This window comes from Telmatobacter sp. DSM 110680 (assembly GCF_039994875.1).
Lineage (GTDB): Bacteria > Acidobacteriota > Terriglobia > Terriglobales > Acidobacteriaceae > Telmatobacter.
This window is the reverse complement of record NZ_CP121196.1, coordinates 4,279,358-4,300,639: the sequence shown is the minus strand read 5'-3', so window position 1 is coordinate 4,300,639 and position 21,282 is coordinate 4,279,358. Positions and strand designations below refer to the sequence as shown.

The window sequence follows — 21,282 nt, the reverse complement described above, 5'->3', positions numbered from 1 at the left end:
TTGTGGCTGACCCCGACCTCGCACCTACGCCCAACAGCGATCCCTCACCCGATCTGCAGGTGAACGAGGTTCCTGAGATTCCCACGGAAGTGTTGGCAGACATCGCCGGCGACAAGCCCGCCTCCACCGAAGAAGAGCAGACCACTTGGCCACTGATCTCTTTCAAGCACGTTTCCATGTGGTTCGGTGAGCGCAAGGTCCTCGACAACGTCAGCTTCTACGTGAATCGCGGCGAAACTCTTTGTATTCTGGGCCGTAGCGGCGTAGGGAAGTCTGTTTCTCTCCGCATCCTCCTCGGTTTCCTTAAACCGCAGGTCGGCTCCATCCGGGTCGACGGCCAGGAAATCAATCAATACACCGAAGAAGAAATGCAAGCCATTCGAAGACGCATAACCATGGTTTTTCAGAATGGCGCCCTGTTTGACTCCCTTACCGTCCGCGAAAATGTCGCCTTTCCTCTACGTGAGCGCGGAGGCCAGGAAGAGGATCAGGTCCAGCAGGTAGTAGATCGCCTGCTAGGACTCGTTGGCGCGGATGACGTACCTGATGCGTTACCTGCCAGTTTGTCCGCCGGTCGTCGTCGAGCGGTGGCCATCGCCCGTGCGCTAGCATCCCAGCCGGAGGTTGTTCTTTATGATGAGCCCACAACGATGGTTGATCCCATCATCGCCCGAAGGCTTGGCGGACTTATCCAAAGGCTCAAGCAACAGCTTGGATTTACAAGCATTGTGGTCACTCATGACATGCGATTTGCCGAACGGCTAGCTGATACGGTGCTGTTTCTGGATGAGGGACGAGCAGCCTTTTTTGGGCCCCTTAAGGACTTCATGGCGTCCCCCGAACCCCATATCCAGCAGTTCCTTACTCTCGATGCTTACGTGTTACCTTCGGCATAACAATTGATGACTTATTTATGTGCTCTCGGCGATAATGGACTTGCAAGCACGTTCCCTGAGTAATGCTGACTTGCGGCACTCTCAGGCAACCTTCTACTGAACTGTGGTCTCAAAACCTCAGCACTCAGCGTACGACTCTGCTGGCACCTGTTCCTTGCGCGGTTCATTCGAGGAAATACCCCCAACTTTTCCTGACTAACTTGAACTTCTGAGGCAAGCGCTAGGCATATGGCAACATCGGATTTCTGGCAAAGAGTTTCCGCTTCAGTGGCATCGCCGTCTGAATGGGTCACGGATGCCTCGTCTAGCTCATCGCGCAGTTCCCAGGGAAAAGTTAAGTTCTGGATGTTCCTGGATTTCCTGACCGTCCTGGTATCTGCGGTAATCGCCACATTCTATGAACGTCATACCGGCCCTGTGGTTGGAGTTCGTGCTTTCTTTAATGGAACACTGTTTTCGGGCCGCTCCACATGGATTTTGCTCGGCTTACTCTGCGGCTTCGCCACTTCACTAATTGTCACCAGCCGCCGCCTTCATCTTTATTCGCCTACGCGACTTAGTTCGTTCCTGCACGAGCAGCGCCTCACCGTTCAAGTTTGCTTCACTTCTGGTCTTCTGCTTACGGGGACGCTCTACCTCGTTCGCGCCGAAGACATCCCGCGCGGCATCGTCATGCTGACGCTGGCCTTGGTGACGGTTTCACTTTGCGTACGCCGCTTCATTTACCGCACCCTGATGTACCGTAGGTTCGAGCGTGGTCAGGACACGCGCAACGTGCTCATCGTCGGCACCGGAGCCGAAGCCCACGCGCTGCGCCATCACCTCGAGAGCATCCGCCACCTCGGCTACACGTTCAAAGGCTTCATTGAGTTCCCCGGCACTTCTTCGCAAATGATGTCTTCCAGCGGAGATGTAGTCGGCACACTCGATTCGCTCTTCCAGCACGCCCGTAAACAATTCGTTGACGAGATCTTTTTCGCCGCCCCCTGCGAGCGCGGCATTGTTCAAGAAGTACTCGAAAAGTCCCGCATGCATGGAGTCGATCTTCGAGTGGTTCCTGACCTTTACGACGGCCTAGCCTGGAATAGTCCGGTCGAATATATCGGCCAGTTCCCGACCATTCCTCTCCATCGAGGCCATGTTCCTGAACTCGGCTTTGTAGTTAAGCGAGTCCTTGATGTTTTGTTTTCCGGCACTTTGCTTCTGTTGCTATCGCCCTTCCTCATTCTCCTCGCGATTGCAATCAAGCTTGAATCCAAGGGACCCGTCTTTTACGCTTCAGAGCGTATTGGCAAGAAAGGCCGGGTCTTCCGCTGTTTCAAGTTCCGCACCATGGTGCGGGATGCAGAGAAGCGACGCGCTGAATTCATGCACATGAACGAGCGCGATGGCGTACTGTTCAAAATCTCCAACGATCCCCGCATCACACGTCTTGGCCGCCTGCTGCGCAAGTACTCGCTCGACGAACTGCCGCAGTTCATCAACGTGTTGCGCGGCGATATGAGCGTGGTCGGCCCACGTCCGCCCATCGCCAGCGAAGTTATGGAGTATAAGCTCAGTCATCTCCGTCGCCTCGATGTCACGCCCGGCATTACCGGCCTCTGGCAGGTGCAGGGGCGCCAGGATCCCTCGTTCGACAGCTATGTCTCTCTCGACGTGACCTACATTGAGAACTGGAGCATCTTCCTCGATCTCAAGATCCTTATCCGCACGATTGGCGTAGTCTTCTCCGGCACTGGTTCCTAAGGCCGTTACTCGCCTGAACCATGCCTGTGCCATTAAACTGGAAAAGTGAAGATCGCACTGGCCCAGATCAACCCCACGGTCGGGGATTTCACCGGCAATCTTGAAAAAATCATTGCAGGAACGCGACGCGCGGCTGACCAAGGCGCGCGCATCGCAGTATTTTCCGAACTCGCAATCTGTGGTTATCCGCCCGCCGATTTTCTTGAGAAACCGAGTTTCCTCAAGCGCTGCCGCACGGCCGTCGATGAACTTGCCGCAGCCACGCGCGATCTGTCCACCGCCATCATCGCAGGCGTCGCACTCCCAGCACCTCCGGATGCCGGTAAGCCTGCTGTTAACGCTGCTGTGCTTCTGGATTGCGGCCACGTGCTGCTGGAGCAACACAAGCGCCTGTTGCCCTTTTACGATGTCTTTGACGAGCAGCGCTACTTCCTCCCCACTACCCGGCAGCAAGTTGTAGAACTCGATGGTCTCCGTTTAGCCATCTCCATCTGCGAAGACGCCTGGAACGATAAAAACTTCTGGCCGCGCCGCCTCTATGCACTCGATCCTCTCGAGGAGTTGATGCGCCAGAATCCCTCCATCCACATCAATCTCTCTTCCTCCCCGTTCTGGCATTCCAAACGTAAGGTCCGTCGCCAGATGCTTGCCGCCATCGCCAATCGCGATGGAATTCCAGTGCTCATGTGCAACCAGGTCGGCGGCAACGACAGCCTCATCTTCGACGGGTCTTCGATCGTCCTCAATAAGCACGGCGATCTGGTTGCCCAGGCCAAGTCCTTCGCTGAAGATCTCGTCATCGTCGACCCTTTCAGCGCGCCTCCGATTCCCGAACCGACCGACGACGACACCGAGGCTGCTTACAAGGCCCTCGTCCTCGGAACTCGCGACTATGTGCGCAAGTGCGGCTTCAGCAAAGTCCTCATTGCCTTGAGCGGCGGCATCGACTCCGCACTTGTGGCCGCGATCGCCGCAGATGCCCTGGGTCCGGAGAACGTTCTCGCCATCGGCATGCCCAGTCCCTACTCTTCGAAGGGATCGATCGACGACAGTCGCACCCTCGCCGCTAACCTCGGCATCCGCTTCGAGATCATTGCCATCTCTGATTTGTTTCATCAATACGCTCGCGCGCTCGATCCGCTCTTTGCAGGAACAAAGCCCGACCTGACCGAAGAGAACCTGCAATCGCGCATCCGCGGCAACCTGCTGATGGCCCTCTCCAATAAGTTTGGTTCCCTCGTTCTTACCACCGGCAACAAGTCCGAAATGGCCGTCGGCTACTGCACTCTCTACGGCGATATGGTCGGAGCACTCGCCGTCATCGGCGACCTCATCAAGACCCGTGTCTATGCCATTTGTCGCTGGCTCAATCGTGAGCGAGAAATCATCCCCAGCTCGATCATTGAGAAGCCGCCCTCGGCCGAGCTGCGCCCGGATCAGAAAGACACAGATTCGCTGCCACCCTACGAAGTCCTCGATCCCATTCTCGAAGCCTACGTGGAGCGTTACGAAACTCCCGAGTGCATCGCCCAGAAGAACAGTTTTCCGCTCGAACTCGTCCAACAGGTAGTTCGCCTCGTGGAGCGGTCCGAGTACAAACGCCAGCAAGCCGCTCCAGTCTTGAAGGTGACTTCGAAGTCCTTCGGTATGGGCCGTCGCTTTCCCATCGCCGTCAAAGTCCAGGTATAAGCTAAAGGTCGGGAACTTTCCCGCCTATGAAGGAGATATTCGCTTGATCCGTAATTCCGCTCGACTGGCCGTTATAACCGCATTGGCCCTGCTTTTTTCTCCTGTGAATCGTGTCTTTGCGCAGGATCAGACTCCCGCTACGCCCGATGCAGCCTCGGCCCCGGCAGCCCCTGCCGCCGCACCCGTTTTTCCTGCGCCCGATCCGGCAGACTTCACCGCGACATCGCCCACCAAGGATGTAGTCAACGCATTCATGCAGGCCAACTTGGGCTTTGACCAAAACGCGATGTGGCAGGTGCAGGCCATCCAGAAAACCGAGATCACCGGGATGAGCAAGGTCATCGTCTACGTCGGCGACAAAAGCGGCAAACAGCAACCCTATCGCTTCGGCTTCTTCACCACGCCCGATCAAAAGCACATCATTGTCGGGGAGAAGATCATTTCCTTCGGCGAGCATCCCTTCGCCGCCAATCGCGCCATTCTCCAGCAACGTGCCGACGGACCTTATCGTGGTTCGGCGTCGAAGGATCTCGAACTCGTCGAGTTCGCTGACTTCCAATGCCCCCATTGCAAGGCTGCACAGGCCAACATGGAAAAGCTGGTCGCAGATTTTCCTAAAGCGCGCATCGTGTTCCAGAACGATCCGCTCCCTTCAATTCACCCTCAATCCGTAACTGCTGCCGCGTATGGAGCCTGCGTAGCCAAGCTAGCCGGCAGCTCCGCTTTCTTTCAATTCGCGGCAGCGGTTTTCGACGGTCAGGATGGCCTTGGAACCGCTGACGGCGCAACATTGACCCTCAACAGCGCTGCAACTAAAGCCGGCCTCGATCCGGCAAAAGTCTCAGCCTGCGCCTCTTCGCCAGAAACCAAGGCTGTCGTCGATTCCTCCATTGCGCTCAGTAAGGATCTGCAGATTGCATCCGTGCCAACCCTGGTGATCAACGGCCGCGAAGTGGCCGCCAATGCACCCTACGAAACCCTTAAGCAGATCATCGAGTTTCAAGCAAAAGCGGACGGCGTCACGCAATAGATTCAGATCACGATGGATTCTGTGCAGCGGAAATAAAAGCCCCCCGAAGAGACTCAACTCATCTGGGGGCTTTTATTTCGAACATGCGCCTTACTGAGTCGTCGATCCCCGCTCGATGCGCAACACGGGCGAATGTCCCGCTGCCTGCGTACTGCGTACCACCCGTGGTGTAACGATGATTAAGAGGCTCGCGTAGTTCCGCTGCACATCCGTGTCGGTAATCTGATTTAACCCCGGAATCTCGGTCAAACCCGGCAGTCCGCTTAGCGCGCGGCTCTCTTCCTTGTCCACCGAACTCACAACCACCACACCCGAACCCTCCTTGAGCGTCACGACGCCGGAGTAGCTGCGATTATTCAGAATCGGTACGCCATTCAACGCCGAACCACCGAGCGCCGTGATCTTTAGATCCATCGTCAGCGCTACCTCGCCGCTGCGAATCACCCGCGGAGTGGCCTTGAAAGTGAGCCCAAGATCCTGGTACTCGACCTGGGGAATCGTCTGCGCTCCCGTGTTCAATTGCGACAGCAGCGAACTCAGCGCTCCGGATGTACCCGCCGTCGTCAGTCCCGGAATGTTGATTCCCCCCGTGCCGAGGTTCGAGTACTGTGAAGTCTCAATTGGATAACGGGAGCCGCTCTTCAGCGTGCCCTCTTCGCCGTCACCGAGCCGCATTTGCACTGCATCCAGTTCGCGCGACTCCGACGAATTCAGCTTTAGATTGATGGCAACAGGCGCCGGTGTTACGCCGGAAAGTGTTAATCCCCCGCCGAACAGCACAATTCCATTTTGAAAAATCGAACTTGAAACCTGCCCCGACGCCAGCAGAATTCCCAGAATCGTCAGCGTGTCCCCCGGCGCCGCCAGCCCCGAAGAGATAATCTGCTGCACAAGAGCCTGGTTCTGATTCAGAATTGCTTGCTCTTCCGCGTATACGTTGAATGCCGTGATCTGTTGCGGAGGCTGCACGCCGGTATTGCGGGAATTATTGTGCGCGAGTTGAATCAGCTTGATATCCAGGAGTACCTGGCTTCGTCCATCCAGAAGTTGGCGCAGTGTCTCGTTGAAAGCGTTCAGCTTGTCGGTCGTAGCGCGAATCGTCAGCGTGCCCGCGCTCTGCTCCACTACCACCTGCTGCGCCTGGAACACCTGTTTGGCCATGTTCCCGATATCGGTCATTTCTGTGGTCGTCATGCCGCCCAGGTAGATCGTTTCGAACTCCTGCCGCATAAACTGCTGGCGATTCTCACGCGTGTCTTTGGCCACCAGTGCGCGATGCGCATCCAGAGGGACTGTGAAAGAGTCGGTAGCCATATTCACCGCCTGGGTCGCTTGTCTGAAATCTGCGTCATCCAAATCAAACCGTACCGGCGGTCCCGTCACGCTCTGATCGACCGATGCTTCAATGCCGTACGACCGATACACCGTCTGTATCGCCGTGCGTCGGTCCGTTTTGAGATGAAAACTATGCGTTCCCGCAATCGGTTGCAGCATCGGAGCAGGAGCGAGGGAATCCGGTCCGGCTTCGTACAAGGGCTTGGTTTGTGCTTCCGCTGCATCGGCAGCCATCTCGCGGAGGTGCTCCGCCACGCCAATGTTCTTTGGATCCAGTTCAGAGGCTCTTCGCAGTGCTGTTTCTTCGGCGGTCTTGTCACCGCGTATCCGCGCCTTCGCAGCCGTCTGGATCAGTTCCGTGACCGCGTGGCTGCGCGCTACCTCTGTGGCTGCGGCATAGTTGGGATTCTCCGGGTCAAGCTTCGCAGCCTCTTCGTAGTCACGAATCGCGGCGTCATACTGCTCTTTCTGGAACAGTTTAGACGCTTCGAGATAAAGCTTGGTCGCGCGCCTACGTTCCTTACCCGTGATATTCCTGGCAGGGCTGTTGTCGTTTGCTTGCGCATCCGTGGCAGGCGGGGTGCCACTTGGCGAAGCCGGTGTCGGCGTTTGCTGTGCGCCCGCAACCGCCGCCAATAGCACGGCTGCAAGAACAGGTCCAAATTTGCGCCGAACCGTCATCATGCCGCGCCCTGCGTCATTGCCAGCAAATCAGCAAGCGTTGTCGCACACACCTCGGGCTTGTGCTCCAGCAGTTCGTCAAACGTAAAGTGTCCAGTCGCGACCGCGATCACCGGCAACCCATTCGCATGCGCGGCTTCGATATCTCGCGGCGTATCGCCCACCACACAAACGCTGGCATGCGTACCAGCTAATTCGCGAGCTTTTGCCGCCGCATTTCCGATCAGCTCCGAGCGAACAGGAAAGTGATCGCTGAACCCTCCAAAACGAAACCATTCGCGAATTCCCGCCCGCTCCACCTTGATCCAGCCAATCATCTCCAGGTTCCCTGTGGCCACACCCAGGGTCGCGCCGCGATCGGCAAGATACTTCAGCGTTTTTTCGACACCCGGCATCAGGACCGGATGCATCTCATTCCGTCGGCCGCTTACGTTGTGGCACATGCCCTCAAGGATGGCAGCAACCTGGGGCTCTAGTACATCCGCCGGGATTCCAGCGCGATCGCAAGCCTCGCGCAATATGGAGGTATCCGTGTTTCCCGCCAGAGGCACGCCTTCGAGGGACACTTCAAACCCCATCACTTCTCTCAAGGTTGTAGCAAAGCTGTCAAAGTGCACGCGATCGCGGCTTCGCAAGAGCGTGCCGTCAATATCGAACAAGTACGCGTCCTGCGCATCCCAGGCAAACCCGTCTTCGATGGCTGTTCGCGCTTCGTTGTTCTGCTGAGTTGTCTGCATGCCGTTGGGGAGCTCGGCCTCAGCCCTGGCGTATGCCCTGGCGTGCGGCTCCAAATATAGGACGTTCGCTGCGTGGTGGACGCTTGAGCCCAGCGCGAATTTCCGCCAGGCTGATGCCCAGTTCCGCCATCGTGCGGCTGAGTGTATTCCTGTGGATACCCAGTTCCTCTGCTGCCTTGCACTGGTTTCCCTTGTTGGCCGCCAGCACTTCGCGCAGATACTGTCTTTTAAACTCTTTCACGGCATCCTCATAACGAATGCCGGTGGAATGCATCTGTGTTACCAGGCTGTCCAGGTCTCGTCTCACGTCAACCTCTTGCTCTATTAGATTGCCACAACCGGCAGGCTCCAGCCCGCGAAAAATTATTTGCTCTTCTCTTCATGGATCAATTTCTGTGATTCCGATTCCAGCGTCTGCAATTCCTTGCGCACACGATCTGAAAGCCGCGACGGGGTAACGCGAATACTCACATGGAGTGCACCAAAGAAATACCTTGGTAACTTCGCTTCAGTCAACCACACAGTTTGCGGGAAGAACGCCACCGTAACGAGAATTCCCACCAAAACAAAAAATAGTCCCTGGACGAAACCGAAAAGTCCACCCGCCAGCCTGTCCAGGCAACCCAGTCCCACCTTCTCGAAGAGCTTCGCCAGGAGTGATCCGGCGATGGCCGCCACCACCATCACCAATACCGCGATGATGATGAATGCTATCGCATCGGCAGCTTCAATCGATCGCACCAACGGCTTCAGTACCGGTGCAAGGCGCCAGTAGTTCCATGCAGCCAGTGAAAGCCCCACAACCAATCCAGCCAGCGAAAATGCGGAACGAAAGAATCCGCGCGCAAATCCCGCCAGCACGGCCAGTACAAGCACCGCCACAATAATCCAATCGACGAGCGTCATCCCATCCATCATTTAGACCGTCACATCAATTTCCCGTCCGGTCAACCGGCGAAATGCTTCGAGATATTTCTCGAGTGTACGCTTCGCCACATCGTCAGGAAGACTCGGTGCCGGAGCTTGCTTGTTCCATCGAATGCTTTCCAGGTAGTCGCGCACAAACTGCTTGTCAAAACTTGGCTGCGCCCCGCCAGGCTTCCACCCTGATGCTTCCCAGAAGCGCGAAGAGTCCGGCGTCAGCACTTCATCGGCTAAGACAATCCCATCCTGCGTTCGGCCAAATTCAAACTTGGTGTCCGCCAGTATCAGCCCCTTCGATTTCGCATGTCTTCCGGCTTTTTCATAAATCGCCAGCGTCAGCCGCCGCAACTCATGCGCATCATCCACGCCCACAACCGTCTCTACGTCTGTGTACGGAATATTTTCATCATGCGTTCCGTCCTGACTTTTGGTCGAAGGAGTAAACATTGGCTCTGGCAACTGCGACCCATCCTGCAATCCCGCTGGCAACTTGACTCCGCACACTGTTCCGCTGGCCTTGTATTCTTTCCATCCCGACCCCGCTATGTATCCCCGCGCCACGCATTCCACTGGAAACATCTGCGCGCGCTTCACCAGCATCGATCGGCCCTCGAGCTGATCCGCATACTGATGCAGCTCCGCCGGAAAATCCTTTACTTCGGTCGCGATCAGGTGATTCGGCACGATGTCCCGCACCAGATCAAACCAAAACAACGAAAGCTGCGTCAGGATCTTGCCTTTGCCCGGAATCCCAGTGCCGAGAACATGATCGAAAGCCGAAATGCGGTCTGTTGCGACCATCAGCAGGGCATCGCCCACCGCATACAAATCACGCACTTTGCCTCGGCCGATCAGCGGAATCGTGCCTAAATCTGTCTTCAAAAGAGTTGTCATGGAAGGGTCTTTCCTCGGCGCCGTGAATCTCCGATTTTCTTGCCCGCGCCTCGCTTTGTCAAACCCGCTTGATTCGATAAATTAACTGGCAGGAGAACCAAATCCATGTCCACCTGCGTTTCCCACAATGCTGTGTGACAGCCGTCACGGAGCGCCGGAACGACTTGGGCGAAACTTCATTTGTCACCAAGGTTCGGAAGCCCGTAAGAAGACTTCCTTTGAGCCGGGTGGTACGAGGCGGCAGTGGAAAGGGGAAGCCGCGGCTAGCTTCGTTTTAATTGGGATCGCCAGTAGCTGCGTACTACCGACCTCCAGTGCCAGCTACTGGTCCCCGTCTTCATCTTGTGTTTCTTGAGTATTCCAAAGCAAGCGCCTCCGAAGCGAAGAGTTCCTTCGGGGGCGATTTTTTGCTCCGAACACAAACTGACGACAGATTCCCTCACACGAGTCATTATGAATTCAGCGCCCCGTTCCCCGTTCACTCGCTATAATTCAGCAATCCGCTGAAAGGTGAATTGAACCCATGGGCCTTAAAAGACTGCTAGTCCTAACCTCTTGTGTAATCGCTCTTGCCGCCGCAACCTTTGCACAGACATTGCCGCCCGGCGTCCAGAAGGTTACTTCCATCGAAGGCGTCACAGAGTATTCCTTTCCGAACGGTCTTCATGTCCTCCTGTTCCCTGACAACTCCAAGCCCAAAACCACTGTGAATGTGGTCTATCACGTGGGTTCGCGGAACGAGGGATACGGCGAAACCGGCATGGCTCACCTCCTCGAGCACATGACCTTCAAGACCTCGACCACTGGCCACGAGCTATTCAAGGAACTCACCGACAGGGCAGGCGGATCATTCAACGGCACAACCGATTACGACCAGACCATGTACTTTGAGACCTTCAACGCCAGCGACGAGAATCTGCGCTGGGCCCTCGGCCTTGAAGCCGATCGCATGGCTCGCATGCCCATGAACAAAAAAGATCTCGATACAGAAATGACGGTAGTTCGCAACGAAATGGAAGCCGGTGAGAACAACCCGGTTGAGGTGCTTGAGGAACGCGTCCTCGCCTCGGCCTACAACTTCCACAACTACGGTAAAACCGTCATTGGCAACCGTACCGATGTTGAACGGGTACCGGCGGAGAACCTCGAAGTCTTCTACAAGAAGTATTACCAGCCCGACAATGCGGACCTCGTGATCGCAGGACAGTTCGATGAATCCAAGGCTCTTGCCATGGTCGCTGAGACCATCGGTGCGCTTCCTAAACCCGATCGCGTCCTCAAGCAGCCTTACGTCTCAGAGCCGACCCAGGAAGGCGAGCGCTCCGTCCTTCTCCGCCGCGTAGGAAATATTCAGGCCATCGTTGTCGTTTACCACATTCCTGCCGCTCTTCACCCCGATGCCGCAGCACTCGAAGTTGCCGCTCAAATTCTTGGCGCACCGCAGACTGGCCGTCTCTATAAGGAACTGGTCGATACCAAGAAGGCCGTCTCCACTAACATGAGCGCCGATGGCATGCACGATCCCGGTGTCGCCGAAGCCTTTGCGCAGCTCAAGCCCGATCAGTCCATCGACGATGCGCAGCAGACGCTCATCAAAGTCGTCGAGGGTTTTGCCGCAAACCCTCCCACGCAAGAGGAAGTCGATCGTGCCAAGGGCCGTATCCTCAAGAACATTGAGCTTGCCCTCACCAACTCGCAGACCGTCTCCATCATTCTTGGCAGATCCATCGGCCAGGGCGACTGGCGAGGCCTATTCCTCAATCGCGATGAAGTCGCCAAGGTGAAGCCTGAAGACGTAACCCGCGTCGCCAAGGCCTACCTCAAATCGTCTAATCGCACCGAAGGCGAATTCCTACCCACGGCCACTCCTGATCGTGCCGTGATTCCCGCCACTCCTGATCTCGCCACAGTCTTCAAAGACTACAAGGGGGGTGCAACCATCCAAGAGGGTGAGACTTTCGATCCTACCCCGCAGAACATTGAAGCCCGAATTGTACGCGCCAAGCTTCCCAACGGCATCAAGCTCGTCATGTTCCCCAAGAAGACGCGTGGTGGAACCGTCGTAGCCCGCATCAACATGCACTTTGGCGATGAAAAATCTCTCTTCGGCAAAATCACTCAAGCCGAAATCGCCGGTGCGCTCCTGATGCGCGGCACCAAGAATAAGAACCGTCAGCAGATTCAAGACGCAACCGACAAACTGAAAGCACAGATCAGCGTCACCGGCGGCGTCACCGAGGCCAATGCCAGCATCCGCACCCTCGACGCCAATCTAGCCGAGTCTTTGCGCTTGGTCCGCGAACTTCTCCGCGAACCATCATTCCCCGAGACTGAGTTCGAACAGGTTCGTCAGCAGCGCATCGCCAGCGCGGAAGAAGGGAAGACCGAGCCCAACAACCTCGTGCAGCTCGATCTTTTCCGTCATCTCAACTCTGAGTTCCCACGCGGCCATGTCCACTATGTCTCTACTCTCGATGAACAGATCGAAGACGACAAAAAAGTTACCCTCGACCAGGTACGTAGCTTCTATCAGCAGTTCTACGGTCCCGGCGATGGCGAGATAGTTCTGAGCGGTCAATTCGATCCCGAAGCAATGCGCAAACTTGTCACCGAACTCTTTGGCGACTGGAAAAGCCCTAGTCCCTACCATCGCGTGACCGATTCCTACACGAAGGTCGAAGCAGTCAACCACAAGATCGAAACACCGGACAAGCAGAATGGCCTCTTCCTGGCCGGAATACCTCTGAAGATGAAAGACACCGATCCCGACTACGCCGCTGTCACTATCGCGGGCATGGTGTTTGGTGGCTCGCCCAATTCACGCATCTTCCGGCGCATCCGTGTCAAAGACGGCCTCAGCTATGGCGCCGGTACTCAGTTTCAGATCCCGACCGAAGATGATTCTGCCGCTATGATCGGCTTCGCGATTGCCGCCCCGCAGAACATGCCCAAGGTCGAAGCCGACTTCAACGAGGAATTAGCTCTCGCACTCAAGGACGGTTTCACCGCGGATGAGGTCGAGAAGGCCAAGAAAACCTGGCTCGATGAGCGCACCGTGCAGCGCTCTGAAGAAGGCTCCATCGCCTCGCTTCTCATCAGTCGCGAATACTGGGGACGCACCATGCAGTGGGATGCGAAACTCGAAGCCGCCGTAGCCGCGCTTACTCCGCAGCAGGTCAACGACGCGTTCAAGCATCACGTCGATCCCACCGCGCTCAACATCGTAAAAGGTGGCGACTTCAAAAAGGTTGGCGTCTACCAATAGCCTCGAACACAGGGTGTTTCAATAACATTGGGGTGCCCCAGGTCTCGCTTGTGAGACTTGGAGCACGTCCAACTCGACAGCATCGATGTCCGAAAATTTGCAGCGTTTCTCATGTTGAGCGAAGTGCCTTGCAGTCTTTGACTGGACGCGCACTCACCCAACATCGCGAAGGATCACAGCTTGCAGATCAGAAGTTCGCGCTCATAGATCATCTCGGGTGGGAGATGATCGTGAAGCTCGATGAACAGTTCTTCATGCGCGATCACCTCTTTGCGCCACGCTGCGCGGTCCACGGCCATTAGCGCATCGAACGCTTCACGCGAAAAGTCCAGACCGGTCCAGTCGATATCTTCGTAGCGCGGAACCCAGCCGATGGCAGTTTCTCGTCCGCGTCCATGTCCGTGGACGCGCTCCACGATCCAGCGCAGCACGCGCATGTTTTCGCTGAATCCCGGCCATAGAAATTTGCCGTCTTCATCTTTGCGGAACCAATTCACATTGAAGATGCGCGGAGTGACGTCGAGTCCGCGCTGCATTTTGATCCAGTGACGGAAATAATCACCCATGTGATATCCACAGAAGGGAAGCATGGCCATTGGATCGCGGCGTACTTTGCCTACGGCTCCGGCTGCCGCAGCAGTCGTTTCAGATCCCATAGTTGCGCCTATGTAGACGCCGCTGGACCAGTTGAATGCCTGGTAAACCAGCGGAAGCGTGTGGGAACGGCGACCGCCAAAGATGATGGCACTGATCGGGACACCATCAGGCGATTCCCAATCGGGATCCATGGTCGGACATTGCGAAGCAGGCGCGGTGAAGCGACCGTTAGGATGCGCTGCGGTGGTCCCATTCTTCTTTCCGATCGCGGGAGTCCAACGCTCGCCCCTCCAGTCAAGGCACTCCGCCGGCGGCTTATCGGTCATGCCTTCCCACCACACTCCGCCGTCCGGTGTAAGAGCAACATTGGTGAAGATAGTGTTGCTTGAGAGAGTGGCGATAGCGGAAGGATTGGTCTTGACGCTTGTTCCGGGTGCCACTCCGAAGAAACCAGCCTCGGGGTTGATAGCGCGCAGGCGGCCAGTGGCATCGGGTTTGAGCCAGGCGATATCGTCCCCGACCGTCCATACCTTCCAGCCGTGCATAGCCTTTGGCGGAATGAGCATCGCGAAATTGGTCTTGCCGCATGCGGAAGGGAATGCGGCAGCAACATAAGTCTTCTCGCCTTTGGGGCTCTCCACACCAAGGATAAGCATGTGTTCAGCCATCCATCCTTCGTCGCGTGCGATGTTCGAAGCGATGCGGAGAGCGAAGCATTTCTTGCTCAGCAGCGCGTTACCACCATAGCCGGAGCCGTAAGACCAGATCTCGCGGGTCTCAGGAAAATGCACGATGTACTTCGTGTCATTACATGGCCATGGAACATCCTGCTGTCCGGGCTTCAGAGGCATGCCTACGGTGTGCATGCACGGAACGACGCGCTTTTCGTCCTTGTCTATCTCCGCGAAGACCGGAGCGCCGATCCGAGCCATGATGCGCATGTTGACGACTACATAAGGTGAGTCAGTAAGCTGTACGCCGATCCCGGACATTGGCGATCCAACCGGACCCATACTGAATGGCAGCACATACATGGTGCGTCCCTGCATGCAGCCTTTAAAGAGATGCTTGAGACGACGGCGCATTACGTACGGATCTTCCCAGTTGTTGGTGGGACCGGCAGCGTCGCGCGAAAGCGAACATATGAACGTGCGGTCCTCGACTCGCGCCACGTCGTTTGGAGACGAGCGGGCGTAGAAGCATCCGGGCCACATCTTCTGATCGAGCTTCGTAAAAGTTCCCGCATCAATGAGGCGATCGCAGAGAAATTCGTATTCCGCCTGCGAGCCATCGACCCAGTGGATGGAATCAGGCTTGCAGAGATCGGCCATCTTTTCGACCCATCGAACCAGATGTTTGTTTGTGGTTGGCGGGGTCTGAACGGTCGATGGCTCGTGGTTGAGAACGGAGTGCTTCATATGTTCTATGGTTCTCCTGCTATCTATTACAGGCTACAGAATTTAACGTAGCGGTGGAAGTGGAAGAAGGCGAATTTCCCTCAGACGCGGTAGTTTATCTCGCCAAACCTTAACAGATAGTTGAACCTAAAATTCGTGATGCTGGTCAATGATGTCTGCAACTCTCTGACTTTCGGAGGTCAAAGGGTTGGCAGCTTCAGCCTGGCTGCGCACCTTCGCCACGGCGAGCCAATTGTCCTTACGCGGTTGCTCGGCGATCCATGGCGGCAATGGCATGGATAAATGCTCACTCAGCGCTTCGGCATAGCCTTCGTACAAAGCGCGCAAGTCGCGGAGCCTTTCGTACGACTGTCCGTCGCGACAAACACTAACACCACCCTGACAGAGCATTTGGTAGAGCCGCTCATATCGTTCCCGCGGCAATCGATCCGGCATGTTCTGCTTCGGAGCGATCGAGAAGACCTGTGCCAGATCGACCACCGCGTGCCGTGCCATGGCAAAAGTCAATTGCGCCTGTCTCGCTTCGTGTCCCTGCACTCCAGCGATAAGGAGTGATGAAGTATCAAGGATGGCGGTGAGCGCACTGAGCCAACTTTGATTAGTATGCTGCGAGCGGAAATAGCATAAGAGCGTGTAAGAAATGTGGCTCTCAAGCAGTTCAGCGGACCAGCGCTCCCACTCGGAGAGCAGACTCGCAAGGGCGTTTTCCGCTCCATCAAAAGAATGTCGTCGCATGAGTTCCGCTGCCGTGGGCGGTGAACCAGCGCGGGCATCCAGCAGAGAGATGCTGACTTCGCGCCGTGAGAAGGCTCCATAGAGCACGGGGAAGTAGCCCATCACGATGGCGAGAAAGCCGAACCCGGTACCACCTTCGATCGTCAACAGCGCGCGCGCTGCCTCGCCGCGGGGTATGACATCGCCAAGGCCAAGCGTGAAGAAGCTGGTTCCACTCACGTAAAGGCCAGACAGGTATCCAAGCTGGTGCGATGCGTCGTTGAATGGATTGCCGAGCGCGTAATAAATAAGCGAGAAGCCGAAAACCATGCCGCAGGCCCACACGACGAGTAGAAAAATCAGCGACAGGGGCCCATAAAAGCTGAGTGCCGTCTCACGCTTGCGAGGGTGGTGAATTCTAAGGGCAACAAATCTCCACGGAATCCACGTGAGGATATAAAAGATGCGCGTAAGGCGCAGACGACCCGCAGCCCTGCGCGGCAGGATGATGGTCTGGAAGGCATCCAACAGGACGACCAGTAAACACAGAATGCCCAACAGCAGCGTAGCGACTCGCATCGACCCCCTTTGGCGCGCTCGATGTATCGCGTCGTGCAACGCCCGATTACCGTATCCTATCTGAGTCTGGCATCGAAAAAGAACATGGCCGATCTTGGAAAGATACTTCTTGGTCTCGGATTGTTGCTCGTCGTGCTGGGATCCGTGCTGCTGCTCGCTTCACGATTCGGTTGGCCGCTCGGGCGACTGCCAGGCGACATGGCCTGGCGAGGAAAGAACGTCTCGGTCTTCTTTCCGCTCGGCACATCGATCTTGATTAGCGTTGTGCTTACTCTACTTCTCTATCTCATCTCGCGATTCCGCCGGTAAAAGAAAATCCACTGCAGTTTCCAAATCGCACCGAAATAGCGTGTGGGTCGGAAGCTTGGAAACTGCATAAACGGAACGCCACGAGCTATCCGTGCGAAGAAAAAGTTGTTCTTATCAGGACCATAACTCTCCAAATAAAAAATCACAAATCAACGTCTCTTTTGACGTTAGGTCGAGAAATTATTTTAGGACGCCGCGAGGTGGAGTAGACGCACACAGTGTGCTTAAGCGTCGTCAATCTGCGATTGCGGTCGAGGCCGATGAGTTATCCGCGTATTAGTGATGTACATCACGAATGACGAGCATTTTGCACGCAAACATTCACAAATGCGACGAAATTTCACTGCGAAATATGGATAAGTAGATAGTTCGACTTCTTACTCCTTACTTTTCGACGAAGTAAGTTGTGACGCTTATCACGCGGGGATGTTCAGTCAATGACGGTCGCCACATTTCTTGCTCAAGTGAAGGGCGAACTCAATGGTTCGTCTCAGCGCAATTTAGCACAGGAAATATTGACGCGCTGTGTGATCAGGAGTAACGTTCTTGGCGATCTACTGAAACGATTTAGGCGGGCCTATTCAGAGAAAGGCGAAGAAATCTAGCGACAGAAAAACATGTCGTTTGGTCCTTCGCAGAAATCTCTGATGATGTTCGCTTTTGTGCGCGAGCAGCCGATCGAAGGCAAGAGCTGAATCAGAGAGCTGAAGCCATTTAAGCAACAAATGTGTGGCCTGAAGGAATATGCCGTTGAAGTGATTCTTCAAAGAAAAATCGACAAACCAGCCGAGCTTTCCGACTAGGAAGGCAATGCACGTTCCAGGCTGCAGCAACAAGTACCACTTCGGATAGGAGAGTCATATGGAAGTGAAGTTCAGAAAGATAAGTTACGGGTTCCTGTTGGTGCCGTTGCTTTTTGCGTTGGCATGCGTCGGGTTACATGCGCAAGCCAATTCAAATATCACCGGCATCGTAACGGACCAGTCGGGAGCAGTCGTCGCGGGAGCGAAGATTGTTTTGACTGACCCAGCTACAGGCGCGGCAAAAAGCGCAACAACAAGCGAAACGGGATTGTATGAAATTCCCGGTTTGAACGCTTCAAATTACAACATGACTGTCACGGCGAAGGGATTCCAGACATTTGTACAGAATGGAATCGTCGTCAACATTTCTGCGACATTTCGTGTTGATCCCAAACTCACAGTTGGCTCGGAAGCGACGACCATCACGGTCAACGCCGATGCATTGACGGTACAGAGCGACTCCAACGTCGTGAGTACGCTCATCAACGAGCAACAGATTACGGAGTTGGCAACCAACGGCCGCAACATTGTTGCACTCGCGGCTCTGGGCCTGGGTGTCAGCGGCAATCTGCCCGACTCAAACATGCCGACATCGGTAGGTTCAAACTTTGCGATCAGCTTTAATGGCCTTAATCAGGCACATAATATCTGGCTGATCGATGGCGGCGAAGCGTATGACCGTGGTTCTGGCGGCAAGTCGTCCATGATGCCTTCACAGGATGCGCTGGGCGAGTTCCAGGTTTTGGCGAGCAACTATCCTCCCGATTACGGAATCTCCTCTGGCGGCACCGTTTCGATGTCGATCAAGAGAGGGACACAGGCTTTCCACGGCGAATTGTGGGAGTTCGATCGCAACGACGCCCTTCAGGCGCACAACTACTTTGACAAGGTGGGTGCCAAGAAGCCCGAGCTGCGGCTAAATATTTTTGGCGGCAACGTCGGTGGACCGCTGTACATTCCGCACGTTTACAACAACAACAAGCAGCGGACATTCTTCTTTTACAACGAAGAGTGGCGCAAAATTATTCAGGGCAGCTCACCTGCCGGAATCAATTCCATTCCAGCAGCTGACTTTATTACTTCTGCCCAGAACGTGAATTGGGTTCTACCTGCGCATGCCAACAAGGATTTTCGTGCGCTTCCGGTAGATGCTACACATGGCCAGGTGGTCGTGCCCACAGTGAGCGCTACTTCAGCGCTGGGTGTTGCCATCGCAACTTACAACAAAGCAAATGGCAATGTGTTGGTGCCGGGGCAAGCTTTCCCCGACAACTTCATTCCCGCCTCTTTGTTTGTAGATCCGAGTGCTTTGGCTTTCAACGCGGTTGGGGCGATTCCGAAAGCTAACTCCTCGGGCGACACCGTCGTAGTTCCTGCCAAACAGCCAACCAATGTGCGCGAAGATCTATTCCGCATTGATCACAACATCAATGACAAGTGGCAGCTCTTTGGTCACTACATTGGCGACTCGGTTAGCCAGACGTACGCTACATCAATCTGGAGCGGCGACAACTATCCGACCGTTGGTTCTAACTTCAGCAATCCGTCGTGGAGTTCCGTTATCAAGCTGACCGGTTCGCTGTCGCAGAATGTGCTGCTCGAGGCTGCGTTCAACTTCGACGGCAACAAGATCAGCATTCTGCCTTCGGGAAGCGCCTACACCAAGCCTTCAGGATGGGGAGCATCTTCATTCTTCCCGGCCTCGGCAGACGCCCTCAACCGGCTTCCCAGCGTGAACCTTGGATCGTATGGAACACAATTCGATCCGTGGTCGCAGCCTTGGAAGAACGCAGCATTTGACTATGCAGAGGTGTTCGGACTCTCGGTTACGCACGGAAAACATGCCATGAAGTTCGGCGGTGGCTACAACCGCTACATTAAGAATCAGCAACTCTTCGGCAATACCAACGGCTATTACAACTTCAGCGATGGCTATACGTCTCCTTCTGGCACAACGCCCGGGCACGTGAACAATGCCAACCTCACTGGCGACTCATACCTGGATTTCATGCTCGGACTTAGCACCAGCTATTCGCAGCTACAGACCCAGGACATCCGCCACTACGTAAACCAGACTGTGTCGGCATATGCCGAGGACAACTGGCACATCACTCCTCGCCTGAGTGTGCAGTACGGCGTTCGTTATGACGCACTGCCGCATGCGTGGGAGCGCAACAATCTTCTTGCCAGTTTTGATCCTGCACAGTATCAGCAGGGCATCACGACGGCTGCTAACTTCACCGCGAACGGCGCTTTCGTTCCAGGTAGCGCAGGTCTCCAAACCTACAAGGGCGCGGGTTTCTACCTGAACGGCGTAACCATCGCCGGCCAGAACGGAACACCTCGCGGCATGACCAAGAACTTCTACAAAACCTATCAGCCGCGTCTGGGCTTCTCGTATGACCTCACAGGAAACGGCAAGACCGTCCTTCGCGGCGGCTTCGGCACATTCTTTGAGCGCATGCAGGGCAACGACGTGTACAACATTGCTACCGCGGCTCCATTCTCTAACACGCCAAGTGTAGGCAATACGACCTTCAATGATCCGCTCGCCAATTGGCAGTTTGGAACATCACTTTCCACGGCCACTCTACCAGTTGTGACACAAGGTATGACGAGCATCGCCACCAACTATCCTGCTCCCGGCGTAGCTCAATACAGCGTCGGCCTCCAGCGGGAGATCGTTCCCTCTCTGGTCCTCGTCACACAGTACGTCGGAAACGTTGGTTGGCATCAGAATGTGATTCTTCCAATCAACGAATACCCGCTCAGCACTCCAATGCAATTCCGCGCGGACGCAGCGGGCGACAAGACGTATCCCGGATATGCGGCGCCTTCTACGGTCGACAGCATCATGGCTCGCACCTATCCGGGCTTTGGCAACATCCAGCAGGAAAGCAACCTGGCTACGGTCAGTTACAGCAGCTTCCAGACTGGACTGCGTCAGCAGAGCCGGCATGGACTCAGCTTCGAAATCGATTACACATGGGCTCATGAGATCGATTCGCAGTTGGGAACCGCGGATCTTACCGGCGTAAGCAACCCCTTCAACCTCAGGTATGACAAGGGATCGGGCAACCTCGACCGGCGTCAAGTCCTGAACATGAACTACGAATACAAACTGCCCATCTTCGCGCATTCTAACGGGCTGACTCACAGCATTCTCGGCGGCTGGGAAGTTTCCGGTACTGTGATTTCTGAGACAGGCCTACCCTGGGCGGGCAGCAACGCTCCTGGCGACGGTGGCTCGGATACGGTTGGACTGGGCGGCGGCTATACCATCCGTCCCAATTTCACCGGCAAGGTCAGTTATCCCAAAACAAGGAATTCTAGCGGCGTGTACCAATGGGTATCTCCCACTGGCTTCTCGCAGCCAATCGCAGCATGGGACGGTGGTCCGAGTCTCGGCTTCGGCAATGCCGGCAGGGACATCGTCAAGGGACCCGGCCGCACCAACTTCGGCACCAACCTCTACAAGTCGTTTGCGTTTACCGAACGCACACACTTTGAGTTCCGTGTTGAATCCTTCAATACCTTCAACCACACCCAGTTCAATGGCTTCCACAATAACGTCAGTGGCGGCGACTTCGGTTTAGTGAACGGCGTGCAAGATCCAAGAACGTTTGAACTCGCAGGCAAACTGGTCTTCTAGTTCGAACTGCAAT

General features: G+C 55.5%; 14 protein-coding genes. 7 read left to right on the top strand and 7 right to left on the bottom strand.

The window, feature by feature from the left end; all coding sequences use genetic code 11:
- Window positions 1-2: 2 nt before the first annotated feature.
- From P8935_RS17715 to P8935_RS17700, 4 genes are all read left to right on the top strand, one after another.
- A complete protein-coding gene (locus P8935_RS17715) occupies window positions 3-896 on the top strand; it encodes an ATP-binding cassette domain-containing protein (RefSeq protein ID WP_348261628.1) in 894 nt (297 codons plus the stop codon).
- A 228-nt stretch (window positions 897-1,124) separates the two neighbouring features.
- Window positions 1,125-2,642, top strand: coding sequence for a sugar transferase (locus P8935_RS17710; RefSeq protein WP_348261627.1), 1,518 nt, complete (start codon window positions 1,125-1,127; stop codon window positions 2,640-2,642).
- Window positions 2,643-2,687: 45 nt separating this feature from the next.
- A complete protein-coding gene (locus P8935_RS17705) occupies window positions 2,688-4,331 on the top strand; it encodes an NAD+ synthase (protein ID WP_348261626.1) in 1,644 nt (547 codons plus the stop codon).
- A 43-nt stretch (window positions 4,332-4,374) separates the two neighbouring features.
- Window positions 4,375-5,361, top strand: a complete 987-nt coding sequence (locus P8935_RS17700; protein WP_348261625.1) for a thioredoxin domain-containing protein — start codon at window positions 4,375-4,377, stop codon at window positions 5,359-5,361.
- Window positions 5,362-5,451: 90 nt separating this feature from the next.
- Here P8935_RS17700 and P8935_RS17695 read toward each other — a convergent pair whose 3' ends face one another.
- Genes P8935_RS17695 through P8935_RS17675 form a run of 5 tightly spaced genes read right to left on the bottom strand, consistent with a single transcriptional unit; the run spans window position 5,452 to window position 9,932 of the window.
- Window positions 5,452-7,380, bottom strand: coding sequence for a hypothetical protein (locus P8935_RS17695; protein ID WP_348261624.1), 1,929 nt, complete (start codon window positions 7,378-7,380; stop codon window positions 5,452-5,454).
- The gene (locus tag P8935_RS17690; RefSeq protein ID WP_348261623.1) at window positions 7,377-8,114 is read right to left on the bottom strand and encodes an HAD family hydrolase; all 738 of its coding nucleotides are present in this window, start codon (window positions 8,112-8,114) and stop codon (window positions 7,377-7,379) included. Before P8935_RS17690 ends, P8935_RS17695 begins: the two co-directional genes overlap by 4 nt.
- Before the next feature lie 19 nt (window positions 8,115-8,133).
- The gene (locus P8935_RS17685; protein WP_348261622.1) at window positions 8,134-8,421 is read right to left on the bottom strand and encodes a helix-turn-helix domain-containing protein; all 288 of its coding nucleotides are present in this window, start codon (window positions 8,419-8,421) and stop codon (window positions 8,134-8,136) included.
- 56 nt (window positions 8,422-8,477) lie between these two features.
- Complete coding sequence (locus P8935_RS17680) at window positions 8,478-9,020, bottom strand: CvpA family protein (RefSeq protein ID WP_348261621.1); 543 nt, start codon at window positions 9,018-9,020, stop codon at window positions 8,478-8,480.
- Between the two features lie 12 nt (window positions 9,021-9,032).
- Window positions 9,033-9,932 carry a phosphoribosylaminoimidazolesuccinocarboxamide synthase gene (locus tag P8935_RS17675; protein WP_348261620.1) on the bottom strand — a complete coding sequence of 300 codons (900 nt, stop codon included), beginning with the start codon at window positions 9,930-9,932 and terminating at the stop codon, window positions 9,033-9,035.
- Window positions 9,933-10,455: 523 nt separating this feature from the next.
- On the opposite strand from P8935_RS17675, the gene P8935_RS17670 reads away from it, so the two are divergent.
- Entirely contained in the window at window positions 10,456-13,197 is a 2,742-nt protein-coding gene (locus tag P8935_RS17670) for a pitrilysin family protein (protein ID WP_348261619.1), read from the top strand.
- Between the two features lie 173 nt (window positions 13,198-13,370).
- Here P8935_RS17670 and P8935_RS17665 read toward each other — a convergent pair whose 3' ends face one another.
- Together P8935_RS17665 and P8935_RS17660 are read right to left on the bottom strand one after the other, a co-directional pair.
- Window positions 13,371-15,212 carry a phosphoenolpyruvate carboxykinase (GTP) gene (locus P8935_RS17665; protein WP_348261618.1) on the bottom strand — a complete coding sequence of 614 codons (1,842 nt, stop codon included), beginning with the start codon at window positions 15,210-15,212 and terminating at the stop codon, window positions 13,371-13,373.
- Between the two features lie 126 nt (window positions 15,213-15,338).
- Entirely contained in the window at window positions 15,339-16,505 is a 1,167-nt protein-coding gene (locus tag P8935_RS17660) for a potassium channel family protein (protein WP_348261617.1), read from the bottom strand.
- A gap of 84 nt (window positions 16,506-16,589) precedes the next feature.
- On the opposite strand from P8935_RS17660, the gene P8935_RS17655 reads away from it, so the two are divergent.
- On the top strand, window positions 16,590-16,814 hold the full coding sequence (locus tag P8935_RS17655; protein WP_348261616.1) for a DUF2905 domain-containing protein: 225 nt from the start codon (window positions 16,590-16,592) through the stop codon (window positions 16,812-16,814).
- An 861-nt stretch (window positions 16,815-17,675) separates the two neighbouring features.
- Window positions 17,676-21,269 carry a TonB-dependent receptor gene (locus P8935_RS17650; RefSeq protein ID WP_348261615.1) on the top strand — a complete coding sequence of 1,198 codons (3,594 nt, stop codon included), beginning with the start codon at window positions 17,676-17,678 and terminating at the stop codon, window positions 21,267-21,269.
- The last annotated feature ends 13 nt before the right edge of the window (window positions 21,270-21,282 follow it).